The following is an 11,941-nucleotide window of genomic DNA, read 5'->3' as shown; positions in this document are numbered from 1 at the left end:
ATCCGCGCCGCGAGGTCGAGATCGGCCGGATCGTCGGGAATCGGACGGCCGGTCAGTTCGGCGCGACGGCGAAACAGTTCCACCGCATGGGGATTGGTGAGCGGTTGCACCGGCACCAGTCGTTCGTCGATCCACCCGATCGGCTCCCGGCTGGTGGCCACGATGGTCAGCTCGGGAATCAACGTCAGCAGATCGACGACCAACCCGGCCACCGGCGCCAGCACATGCTCGCAGTTGTCGAGCACCAGAATGGTGCGGCGATTGCCGAGGACGGCGAAGGCGTCGAGCAGACAGTCCTCCGCGCATCGTCCGGTCATATCGGTCGGTGCGACCGTCCGCACCACCTCTTCGGCGACCGCATCGGCATCGGATCCGGCTTCCAGGCGGGCCAGCCGGACCCACAGCACATGATCGCGACCGGGCCGCTGGTAGCGGCGCAATGCCTCGGTGGCCAGCGTCGTCTTACCGATCCCGCCCGGACCCAGCAGGGTGATCAGCCGAGGTCCACCCGGTGCGAGCAGCTCGGCGATGCGCCGCAATTCCTCACCGCGCCCGACGAAGTGCGGGATGCGAGCCTCGGTCACGAGCGCGCCGCCCCGGGTCGTCCCGGCTCGGGTCCGACCGCCGCCCGGGCGGCCTCCCGGCGCATCCGTTCGGCGGCGTCGCCGGGCAGGTGCCGGGCGATCTGCGCGCGCGAGGTGATCCGCAGTTTCTGCCGGACCATCGCCACCTGGGCATCGACGGTCCGCACCGAGCTGCGCCGGCGACCGGCGATGGCACTGTTCGGCAACCCCGCGGCGGCCAGTACCGCCACTTCACGTTCGGCCCGGGACAGCAGCGCCCAGCCGTCCGATTCCGGACCATGTTGCGGCGCAACGATTTCGGCGCGTTGTGTCGGGCTCGCAGTGCGTTGCGCCGCCGGGCGGCAGCGGAGCCGCCGGTCGGTACCGCGGTCGTCGTGCACGTCGGCGTGCCGCAGGCGCCGATATCGTGCCGTCAGCCGATTCGCTTCCTGCGGTGCGCGCCGGTGCAATTCGGCCCGGGCGTAGACCCGCACGCATTCGCCGAGCGCCCACCGCGCCGAGGTGCTGGTCAATCGGACGGTGACCAGCGAACGCTCCACCAACCGGTCCAGCACCGATTCGACGGTGACCGCCGGAAGCGCGTCGTCGGCGCAGACGGTGACGATGCTCTCCAGGTCGACGCCCTCGTCCCCTCCGGTGTCGGCCGGGAAGACCGACAACCGTTGCAGCAGTAGCAGTTCGGTGGCATCGCACCGATCCGCGGACCAGGCGATGGCCGCGCCGATATCGCGGTGCCGCGCCTCGACTCCGACCCGCGCACCGTCGGACCAGTGCAAGCGGCGGTCGTAGGCGTCACCGCTCACCTCCTGCAGCACGGCGGCGGGCGGACGATGCTGCATCCGGGCAGCGGCCAGCCGCAGGAACAGCGGATTGTGGTCGAGGTGGTGGCAGATCCGGGTCAATACCCCGGTCTCGAGCTCCCCCGCACCGATACTGCGTCCGGTGAGCTCGATGCGTTTGCGCACCAGTCGCAAGGCATCCGGCGGATCCAGCGGCGGCACCGGTACGAGATGTTCGTCGATCCAGCCGATCGGTTCCCGGCTGGTGGCCAGCACCGTGAGGTCGGGATCGGCCTCGAGCAGATCCGCGAGCTCCGGGGCGAGGGTGGGCAGCAGGCGATCACAGCTGTCCAGCACCAGGACGCGGGCCGTTCCGTCGGCGTGCGCGGCCTGGCCGCGCAGCTCGGCGACCACCGCCGCGGTGTCCGCCTCGGCCGCCGCCAGCCAGCGCGCGGGCAGGCCGATATCCCGGCGCAGCGTCTCGATCGCCAGCCGGGTCTTCCCGATGCCGGCGGGGCCGAGCACGGTGATCAGCCGGGCACCGCGGGCGATCAGCGCCGCGAGCCGCTCGCGCTGCGCCTGCCTGCCGACGAACTCGCTGCTGGTGGCGGGTAGGGCGCCGGTACGCGATAGCTGGAACATAGTGAGAACAAATTATCTCACCCGGGTCCGACAGTTCCCCCGAATTCGTCACAGACGCTAGGCGACCACCCGTTCGGCGACGGGTTGGACCTGCTGATAGTGCATCTGCACCACGGCGCTGTCGAAGGTCATGATGTCCACCAGCTGCAGACCAGCGGTGTCCAGCGGTTTGGGGAACAGCGGCACGCCACCGCCGAGCAGCAGCGGGTGGACGAACAAGCGGTACTCGTCCACCAGGTCGTGCTCGAGGAAGTACGAGGCGGTCTGCGCCCCGCCGAAGACGACGACGGGTCCGGTGGAGCGGGCCCGCAACCGGTTGATCTCCCCGAGCGGATCCGCCCCGATCACCTCGGTGTTCCACCCCGGGTTGCGCAGCGTGCGGGAGAACACCAGCTTCGGGGTGCGCTTCCAGCAGCGTGCGAATTCGACGTAGAACGGCGAGATCGCCGGATCGGAGTCCGCGTAGGGCCAGAACGCCGCCATGATCTCGAATGTCTTGCGGCCGTATACGAACACCTCGGCGGTCCGCAATTCGTCCAGGAAGGACTCACACAGCTCTTCGTCCACCACCGGCCAGTGAATTTCCTGGTCGGGCCCCTCCGCGTATCCGTCGAGCGACATCTGCATCCACAGTGTCACGCCTGCCATCGCTCACCCATCTGCCGTTTCCTGCCGGGTGTGATTGTGGCTACAGGCGAGGGTGGCGCGCATCGGTAGTGTCCGGGCGCAGCTACTTAAGTAGGTCGCGCCCGGCTGATCACAACAGTTCGCCGTCGCGGCACAGACTCGACGAACGCCAGGTCTGTGCCGGTGCGTCGCCGTCGAAGCGCCACTGCGAAATGGGTCCCGCCGCACGCCAGTACAGCCCGCCGAAGGCCGGTACCGCCTCGTAGACATCCTCGTTCCCGGCGATCAGCTGATTGCCGACGCAATAGTCGTTGTAGGAGGTGCCGGGCTGGCGGGCGCCAGGACTGAAGCGGCCCACCGGATTACCGAAGGCACCGGGGTTGGGCACCGTGTTCCGGCGTCCGGACGGCCCGTCGGCGTTCCAGCGTGCCGCCCCGAAGAGGTCGGTGCGACAGCTGAAGGCCCAGCCGCCGGCATGGATCTGGGCGCCCTGAGTGAAAGCGTCACCGGCCCACAGACAGTGGGGTCCCGGAACCTGCGCCGAGGCGGGCGCGGTCGCGAAACCGGCGACCGCGGCGCCCGTGGTGACCGCGAGCGCGGCGGTGAGCAGCAGGGTTCGGGCGGATCGAGCGAGGGTGGCTGCGGTCATCGGTGTGTCTCCGTTCATGTCATCCACCGGTCATTCGTTGCAGCGGTGGAGTATTGGCCACATCACCAATGTACCGTTATCCAACGGCACGTTATTGTTGGAGAGGTTCCCAGGAGTGGGAGTGATTCGAGTCGGCGCGGCCGCTCAGGAATCGGCGAGCGCCTCGCTCAGCGCGGTGTCCTGTTCGAGATAGCGCGCCACATACCGGCCCACCAGTTCGGCCCCGGCCTGCGCCGACACGGTGCGGACGGCATCCGAACCGGCGGCCAGCCGGGCCACATCCGCCGGCGCGCCCTCGGACTGCTGGAAGGCCGTCCATACGGTGCGCTGGAACAGGTCCGCGAACCGGCGCGCGATTCGATCGCATTCGGCGGCGAGACGCTCGAATTCGGCCAGGATCTCCGGTTCGGGCACCCCGGCGGCGGCCAACTGGTCGGCCGCGCGCAGCAACGCCGGATCCGCGGCCCGGTAGGTGGTGGCGTCGACCGGCTCGTACAAGCCCAGCGCGACCACCCGGGCGAGCCCGTTGGGGACATCGCGCAGCCGCTGTTCGAGTTCCGTCGCCGCGATCGTCCCGCCGGCCGGCGATTCGGTGGCCGACGAGGCATCCGGCTCCGCGACACCGAGAATGTCGCCGAGGTCGTCGCCGCGGTCCCAGGCGTTCAGCAACTCCTTGATGCCGTTGAGTTTGATCCCGCGATCGAGCAGGCGACTGATCGTCCGCACCCGGTTGAGGTGTTCCGCGCTGTAGAAGCCGGTACGACCCTTGACCTGCGGCGGCGGCAGCACGCCCCGCTCGTGATACACCCGCAGGCTGCGCACGGTGGTACCTGCCTCACGCGCGAGCTCGTCGATGGTGTATTCGGTCCCGGTCGTCATACATCAAGGAAACCACACTGAAACACCGGCGGATCGCAAGCGTACGGCACACGCCGGTTCCCATCCTTGGCGGTTCGATTGCGATCAGCGGGGGTGCCGGACCTATCCTGCTGTGCATGGACGATATGGCGGACGCGCGCCCCAGCGCCGCCGAGCGAGAGCGCGCACTGCAGGAATTGTCACAGCAATTGGGTGCCGGCAGATTGACGCTGAGCGAATTCGACGAGCGCACCGCACTCGCCACCAAGGCCGGCACGAAGGTGGAACTGGCCGCGTTGTTCACCGATCTACCCGTCGTCGCGCCGGACCCGCCGGCGCCGACGCCCGCCAATCCACTGCCCTCGTTGACCGTACTGGCCGGCGCGATCACCGTCTTCGCGGTGGTGTCGGCCTGGGCGGCCGGAAATTGGTTGTGGCTGTTGCTGATCGCCGCGGCTCCGGTCGCGGTGCTGGTGTGGCGGGCCCGCGGCGTGGCCTGAGCCGCGACTACCAGCGGGTGCGCGGACGCACCTGATTGGCCAGATCGACGAGCCGATAGCGATGCAAACGGCCCGGCGCCGTCCGGGCCAGGGCGCGCAGCGAGGCCTCCAGCCCGCGTTGCAGCCCCGGCTCGGTGAGTTCGAAACCGAGCAGCGTGGCATCGGGCCGACGTGGCTGCCCGCCCGCCCGCAACCACTCCAGCGCCGCGCCCACGACCACGACCTGCAGCTGCAGGGCCCGCGGTTCCTCCGACAACGCCGCGAGCCGGTCCGCCGCTGCCGCCAGATCCTCCTCGGTGACCTCGGCAACCGGACGCGACACCAGCAGCAGGCCACCGGTCATATGCGCCAGGGCGTAATGGCGTGAGGACATGGGCACCCGGTCCAGGACGGTGACCGCATCGAGCAGATCACCGTCGGCGGCCAGCCGTCGCGCCAGGCCGAAAGCAGCGCTGACCACGCCGTGATTGGTGCGCCACACGCTGCGATAGAACTCGACCGCGGCCCGGTGCCACCGATCCGGGTCGGCGGGCAGTTCGAGATGCTGCAGTACCAGCTCCGCCGTCGCGGCCAGCGCCAGGGCGGGCGCGATCTCGCCGGGCAGCATCGCATGCACCCGGTCGAAGTGCTCGTACGCCGGCTCGAACGCCCCGTCGAGAAGGTCGGCGATGCCCTGGTACCACGACAGCCGCCAATCGGTCTCGTAGCGCGCCGCCAGCTCCCGCAGCAGCGCTCGCGCGGGGGCCACCTCGCCGAGGTCCAGATGGGCCCGCACCGCGGTGAGGGCGCCCTCGAGTTCGAAGGAGCCGGTATCGGCCAGAACCCCGGAGGCGATCCGGTCGCGCATCCGCCGCAGGGTGTCGAGGGCGTGGCGGGGATCGCCGTGCAGCAGGGTGGACATCAGTTCGGCGCTGGGATCGGTGCTGTCGATCAGCGGTACCGGCAGCGCGGCCACCACGGCACGCGCCTCCAGGGTGGGCATCCGGTGCCGGCCGTCGACGATGCCGTCGGTCTGCCCGATCAGCGTCTCGATACCGAAATCGCCTCGCATGGAGCCGAATTCGACCGACGCCTGCGGGTGTTCGCGATCGGTGTCGGTGGCCAGCACCATCCGCAGCACGCCGGTGAGCTGACAGTACATCGAATAGGTCGACGGAAACCGCCGGGCCGGATCGGGATCGGTGGCGCGGCACAGCAGCCGGTACAGGGCCGGGTAGCGGGCCAGCAGCGGTTGCTCCTCCGGCGTTGGGATTCCGGGAAGATGGTGACCGTCCTCGTCGCGCGGCAGCGGGAGGACCAATGCGGCGAGGGTCCGGCCCACCGTGTAGATGTCGGAGGCCACGGTCGGTCCGGTGTCGGTGATCTCGGGAGCCTGGAAACCCGGTGTGCCGTAAATACTTCCGAACGACTCCATGGCCGCGACGGCGCCGAGATCGATCAGCTTGACCTCGTCCTCGCTGACCATGACGTTGTCGGGCTTGAGATCGTTGTAGGACAATCCGAACGAATGCAGATAGTCCAGCGCGGGCAGCACCTCCATCACATAGGCGATCGCCTCTGCCACCGGAATACGTTGCGGGGCACGCTGATCCAGCACCTTCTTGAGCGACTGCCCGCCCACGTACTCCATCACGATGTACCCGTCGGCCACATCGCGGCCGGCACAGCGGTGCTTGACGAAGTTGTAGATCTTCACGATGCCGGGATAGGCCACCTCCGACAGGAACTGCCGTTCCGCGAGGGCCACCACGTGCGCCTCGAAATCCTGCGGATTCTGCAGGCCCTTCAGCACCACCCAGCGATCGCTGACATTGCGGTCGACCGCGAGGTAGATCCAGCCGAGCCCGCCGTGGGCCAGACATCCCTGCACCTCGTACTGTCCGGCCACCACCTCACCGGGTTGCAGGATCGGCCGGAAGTTGAACGGGGAACCGCATTTTCCGCACTCCCCCGCCACCACACCCGCACCGTCGGGCCCGGACCGGCCTACGGGGGCATTGCATTTCCAGCAGAACCGTTTGCTCTCGGGTACTTCCGGATCGTCGAGCACCGCGGAGCGCGGGTCAACCGAGACCACCCGCGGCATCTCCACCAGACCCGCGCCCAATCGGCGCGGGCTCGGGCGGGAACGGGCGCTGCGACCGGAACTGCTGTCGGTCCCCAGCGGATCCACGTCGACGGCGCGGGTCTGTGGCCCCGAGAGGTCCGGCAGGGCGAATCCGGGGGCCGTGTCCACCGATTCGGCCGATCCGTTCCCGTTGCGGCGAACGGACTCCTCGGCCGGGGCGTCGACGGCCACCCGGAGTCGCTGAGACGGTTCACCTCGGCCGTTGCGGCGCGTGGCCCACGGATGCGCCTCGGGGACGGGCATCTCGCTGCCTCGGATGCGGCGATTCGCCCACGGGTGCGGAAGTGGCGTTTCGGGTCGCTCCGGCATGAGAAACCTCCCGAGGCCGCTGATGAACCGAGGCCTCATTCTCGTTCCCCACTCGCCACACCGCGCACCGAGACTTCCCAATGCCGGGAAGGACGCCGCCCCGGTGGTACCGGGGCGGACGGCCGGATCACTGCTTGCCGGGCTCGGACTGCGGTCCGGACTCCCCCGGGCCCGCAGCGGAATCCGCCTGCGGCGCGGACGCTTCGCTCGCCTCGTGCTGCAGCGGACGTTCGGCCAGAACCGGGAACTGGCCGGTGTAGCCCAGTCGCTCGGTGGCCATCGCCAGGACGGTCTTGCGCGCCAGGAACCAGCCCGCGACCAGCGCCGGCAACATCACGCACACCATGGCGACCACCGCGAACCGCTGCACATCGTCATCGCTGGCGGCCATCAGGATCACCACCGCCGCGAGGAAGACCAGGGTGGCGATGCTGGTGTACGGGGCGCCGATGAGCCGGAACGAGGGCCGCTCGGCCTTGCCGATCCGCGACCACCGCCACAACTGCAGCTGGCACAGGATGATCGCCGTCCACGCGAAGATCGTGCCCAGCGCGGACATGTTCAGCACGATCTCGAACGCCTTGTCCGGCACGAGGGCGTTGAGCCCGACGCCGATCAACGCGATACATCCGGTCGCGAGAATCCCCACATACGGCACACCGGAGCTCGACATCCGCGAGGCCACCTTCGGCGCGCTGCCGTTCATCGACATCGACCGCAGAATCCGCCCGGTGGAGTAGAGCCCGGCGTTCAGGCTGGAGAACGCCGCGGTCAGCACGACCAGATTCATGATGGATCCGGCGCCGTGCACACCCAGCTTGGAGAAGAAGGTGACGAACGGGCTCTCACCGGCGCGGAAGTCGGTGTAGGGCAACAGCAGTCCGAGCAGGACCAGCGAACCCACATAGAACAGGGCGATCCGGGCGATCACCGAATTGATCGCGCGCGGCATGATCTTCTCCGGATTCTCGGCCTCACCCGCGGCCGTGCCGATCAATTCCACGGCGGCGTAGGCGAAGACGACACCGGTGGTGACGGTGACCAGCGGCAGGAACCCGGTCGGGAACAGTCCGCCGTGGGCGGAGAGCAGGCTCGGCCCGGTGGTCTGGCCGTCCAGTTCGAACCGGCCGCCGAGGATGACCACACCCACGATCAGGAAGGCGACCAGCGCGACCACCTTGATCAGCGCGGCCCAGAACTCGAGCTCACCGAACCAGCGCACCGAGATCAAGTTGATGCCGACCACGATGGCCAGCGCCACCAGGGCGATCACCCACTGCGGGATACTGCGCGTGCCTCCCCAATAGTGGACATATGTCGCGATCGCGGTGATGTCTACGATCCCGGTCATACACCAGTGGAAGAAGTACATCCAGCCGACGCCGAACGCCAGCTTCTCCCCGTAGAACTCGCGGGCGTAGGAGACGAACGAGCCCGAGGAGGGGCGATGCAACACCAGCTCGCCGAGCGCTCGCAGGATGAAGAATACGAAGATTCCACAGACCGCGTAGACCAGGAACAGGCCCGGACCCGCATCGTGCAGGCGGCCCGCCGCGCCGAGGAACAGGCCGGTGCCGATGGCGCCGCCGATGGCGATCATCTGCAACTGCCGGGGGCGCAGCGACTTGTGATAACCCGCATCCTCGGCATGCAGCGCGTCCGCGGGCGCCGTCGCCTCCGAAGGAGGTCGAACAGTTGTCATGATGGAGGACCTTTCACGTGACGGCGATCATATCTACGGGCAATGTACCGTCAATCAACGGCACGTTCAACAGGTGGGATGGGTTGTAACACAACGGAAATGACATCGACCGAGGTCGCCGGTAGACCATACCGATAGGTATCGGTACGCTGGACAACGACAGTTTTCGAGGGAGGGCGACGATATGGCCTGGTTCGAGCGCGAATTCATCGCCGTCCCGGACGGCCACAAGGATCAACTGGTCTACAAGTGGCCCGATCTCAACATCCGGCGCTACAGCCGCGCCATCGTCAATGCCGACCAGCTCGCGCTGTTCGTCAAGTCCGGCCGCGTGGTCGCCACGATGGGGCCCGGCCGGCACCGGATCGACGCCGACGAGCTGCCCGTGCTGGGTGCGCTGGTCGACACCGTCACCGGCAACAACTTCTACCGGGCGGAACTGTATTTCGTTTCCACGCGCGAATTCTCGGGCGTCAAATTCGGCGGCCGGCTCGACGACATCGTGGATCCGGCCAGCGAACAGGTCGTGACGCTGCGCGTCTTCGGGGAATTCGCCATGGCCGTTCGCGATCCCGCGCAACTGCTCACCTCCCTGGTCGGCACCACCGATCTCTCCGATCCTGCCGGAGTGCAGTCCTGGTCCGCGGATCTGCTACTGAAGTCCATGAAGATGACCGTGTCGCACGGCATCTCGCAGGGCGAGTGGCAGGTGCTCGGACTCTCCGCCCAGTTGCAGTCGATCGAGACGGCGGTGGTGCGCCGGACGAACCTGGCACTCTACGAATACGGGCTGCGGATCGCGCGGCTGGGCAATTTCGACATCACTCTCGCACCCGAGGACGCCGAGCGACTCAAACGACTCGCCAAGGACGTCACCTACATTCGCCTCGCGGGGGATTTCCAGCGCTATGCCGCCGGTGAGATGGCGCTGGGCGCCGGCCAGGGGATGGCGCAGTCGACCGGCGGGGTGGAAGGCGGATTCCTCGGCGCCGCATTGGGACTCAATGCCGTGGGTGCCGTCGGGCAGCCGTCGCCGTGGGCTTCCGCACCGGCGCCGCCCGGTGCGCCGACCACTCCCCCGCAGTCGCCCCCGGCGGCGGACTCCCCCGCCGCCCTGACCGCCGGCCGGCAGGTGTGCACGTCCTGCGGGACGGAGAATCCACGGGATGCGCGCTTCTGCATGCACTGCGGCACCCGGCTCGCCGCGACCCCGCGACACTGCACGGAGTGCGGTACGGAGTTGGGTACGACCGCGCGGTTCTGCGGCGCCTGCGGCACCGCCGTCACTACCTGAGCATTCGGCTCGGCAGCGAATCATCCTGGTACAGAAGAACATTCGAGCTGCAGACGGCAACGCCGCACGCCCGGGTAGTCCGGGCATGCGGCGCCGACGAAAGGTACCGGAACGGGTTCGGGTGTGCCGGTCCCAGGCGGCACACCCGAACCCACCGGCAGGTCAGCTGGGCACCGTCGCCGTCGTCTCGGCGCTGCCGACCATGCTGCGGACCTGGCGGGCGGCCACCGACAGGGTCGCCAGGTCATGGGAATCGGAGGTGAAGATCTCGCCCAGCGCCGCGCGGGCTCGGCTCAGCCGCGAGCGGTTGGTGGACTCCCAGTACGCGATCTTCTCCTCCGGACTGTCGACGGGCTCGGTGGTGGTCAACACGTCCGCGGTGAGCGAGCGCAGCGAGTCGTAGAGATCCTCGCGAACGGCCAAGCGCGCCAACGTCTGCCACCGATCGCCACGATCCAGCCCGGCGACCGCCGACAGCAGCCGCTGGATGTCGAAGTGATCGTCGAGCGCGTAGTACAGCGCCGCGACCTCCTCGGCGTCGCGCTCGCAGATATCGGCGATGTCGAGCACGTCCAGCAGCGGGAACCGGTGAATCAGCAGGAATACCTCCTCCGCCAGTTCGCGGGGGGCGCCGAGACCGATCGGACCCCGCGACCGTTCCATCAGATCGTCGGCGAGGGCGCCGGGACGCCACGCCGGCACCTTCGCGGCCAGCGCCCGCACCCCGTCGCGGTAGCGGGCGATTCCGGCGCCGACCGCGATCGGCTGCGGCCGGTTGGTCAGCAGCCAGCGGGCCGCCCGGTTCAGCGTGCGCTTGGTCTCCGACTCGAGTTCGTTGCGCGCGGCGGCCGGCATCGGCGTGGTGCGAATCCGTTCCCACAGCTCCCGCAGATCGAAGATCTCCACGGCCGCGGTGAAGGCACGCACCGCGTCGTCGGTGGTGGCGCCGGCCTCCTCGGCCAGCCGGAAGGCGTAGGTGATTCCGCCGTAGTCGACCATATCGTTGACCACCATGGTGGCCAGGATTTCGCGGCGCAGCGGATGCCGGCCGATCGCGGCGCCGAACCGCTCGCGCAGCGGCGTCGGGAAGTACCCGGGCAGCAGCGCCTCGAACGCACTGTTGTCCAGCAGATCGCCACTGAGCAGATCGGATTTGAGCGAAAGCTTCACGTGCGCCAGCAGATTCGCCAACTCCGGCGAGGTGAGACCCACGCCGGCCGCGGCCCGCCGGTCCAGTTCGGCATCGGAGGGCAGCGCCTCGAGTTGCCGGTCGACGCCACGCCGGGTTTCCAATTCGGCGATGAGACGGCGGTGCACCTCCACCATCGCGGCGGCATTGGATCGCGACAGCCCCATCCGGAAGTTCTGCGAGATGTTGTCGCGCAGCACCAGTTCCGACACCTCGTCGGTCATCTCGGCGAGCAGTGCGTTGCGATCCTCGGCAGCCAGCTCGCCCGCCGAAATCGCCGCGCCCAGCAGCACTTTGATGTTGACCTCGTGGTCGGAGCAGTCGACACCGGCCGAATTGTCCAGCGCATCGGTATTCATCCGGCCGCCGTTGCGGCAGAACTCGATCCGGCCCAGGGCGGTGGCGCCCAGATTTCCGCCCTCACCGATCACCTTGACCCGCAACAGATCCGCGTCGACGCGGACCGCGTCGTTGGATTTGTCGCCGACGTCGGCATGGGATTCGGTGCTGGCCTTGATATAGGTGCCGATACCGCCGTTCCACAGCAGATCCACCGGAGCGAGCAGGATCGCCCGGATCATCTCCGGCGGCGACAGCGTACTCACGCCCGGGTCCAGACCGAGGGCGGCGCGAATCTGCGGGGTGACGGTGATCGCCTTCGCTGACCGATCGAAGACGCC

The 11,941-nt window shown here is 68.4% G+C and carries 10 protein-coding genes; 2 read left to right on the top strand and 8 right to left on the bottom strand.

All coding sequences use genetic code 11. The features are described from left to right. The 5 genes from ON37_RS07015 to ON37_RS06995 all read right to left on the bottom strand — a co-directional run. A partial coding sequence (locus ON37_RS07015) for an AAA family ATPase (RefSeq protein WP_040717965.1) occupies window positions 1-584 on the bottom strand: 584 nt, incomplete at its 3' end. Next, window positions 581-2,005: an AAA family ATPase gene (locus tag ON37_RS07010; RefSeq protein ID WP_051031287.1), complete on the bottom strand. Its 1,425-nt coding sequence runs from the start codon at window positions 2,003-2,005 to the stop codon at window positions 581-583. The genes ON37_RS07010 and ON37_RS07015, both read right to left, overlap by 4 nt. A gap of 57 nt (window positions 2,006-2,062) precedes the next feature. Further along, on the bottom strand, window positions 2,063-2,653 hold the full coding sequence (locus ON37_RS07005) for a dihydrofolate reductase family protein (RefSeq protein WP_245553094.1): 591 nt from the start codon (window positions 2,651-2,653) through the stop codon (window positions 2,063-2,065). Between the two features lie 109 nt (window positions 2,654-2,762). Further along, the gene (locus ON37_RS07000) at window positions 2,763-3,281 is read right to left on the bottom strand and encodes a hypothetical protein (RefSeq protein ID WP_157171375.1); all 519 of its coding nucleotides are present in this window, start codon (window positions 3,279-3,281) and stop codon (window positions 2,763-2,765) included. A 144-nt stretch (window positions 3,282-3,425) separates the two neighbouring features. Then, window positions 3,426-4,160 (bottom strand): MerR family transcriptional regulator, encoded by a 735-nt coding sequence (locus ON37_RS06995; RefSeq protein WP_040717962.1) that lies wholly within the window; start codon window positions 4,158-4,160, stop codon window positions 3,426-3,428. Between the two features lie 116 nt (window positions 4,161-4,276). Here ON37_RS06995 and ON37_RS06990 point away from each other — a divergent pair, with 116 nt between their 5' ends. Continuing rightward, window positions 4,277-4,639 carry a DUF1707 SHOCT-like domain-containing protein gene (locus ON37_RS06990; RefSeq protein ID WP_040717961.1) on the top strand — a complete coding sequence of 121 codons (363 nt, stop codon included), beginning with the start codon at window positions 4,277-4,279 and terminating at the stop codon, window positions 4,637-4,639. Between the two features lie 7 nt (window positions 4,640-4,646). Here ON37_RS06990 and ON37_RS06985 read toward each other — a convergent pair whose 3' ends face one another. After that, the gene (locus ON37_RS06985; RefSeq protein WP_245553093.1) at window positions 4,647-7,010 is read right to left on the bottom strand and encodes a serine/threonine-protein kinase; all 2,364 of its coding nucleotides are present in this window, start codon (window positions 7,008-7,010) and stop codon (window positions 4,647-4,649) included. Between the two features lie 193 nt (window positions 7,011-7,203). Beyond that, window positions 7,204-8,778: an amino acid permease gene (locus tag ON37_RS06980; protein WP_083892784.1), complete on the bottom strand. Its 1,575-nt coding sequence runs from the start codon at window positions 8,776-8,778 to the stop codon at window positions 7,204-7,206. A gap of 184 nt (window positions 8,779-8,962) precedes the next feature. Here ON37_RS06980 and ON37_RS06975 point away from each other — a divergent pair, with 184 nt between their 5' ends. Next, the gene (locus ON37_RS06975; RefSeq protein ID WP_040717959.1) at window positions 8,963-10,072 is read left to right on the top strand and encodes an SPFH domain-containing protein; all 1,110 of its coding nucleotides are present in this window, start codon (window positions 8,963-8,965) and stop codon (window positions 10,070-10,072) included. A 162-nt stretch (window positions 10,073-10,234) separates the two neighbouring features. Here ON37_RS06975 and ON37_RS06970 read toward each other — a convergent pair. Then, on the bottom strand, window positions 10,235-11,941 hold a 1,707-nt coding region (locus ON37_RS06970), incomplete at its 5' end, for an NAD-glutamate dehydrogenase domain-containing protein (protein ID WP_040717958.1).

This window comes from Nocardia veterana NBRC 100344, from assembly GCF_000308855.1.
Lineage (GTDB): Bacteria > Actinomycetota > Actinomycetes > Mycobacteriales > Mycobacteriaceae > Nocardia > Nocardia veterana.
Note: the sequence above shows the minus strand (reverse complement) of the source record. Positions and strands in the feature narration are given on the sequence as shown.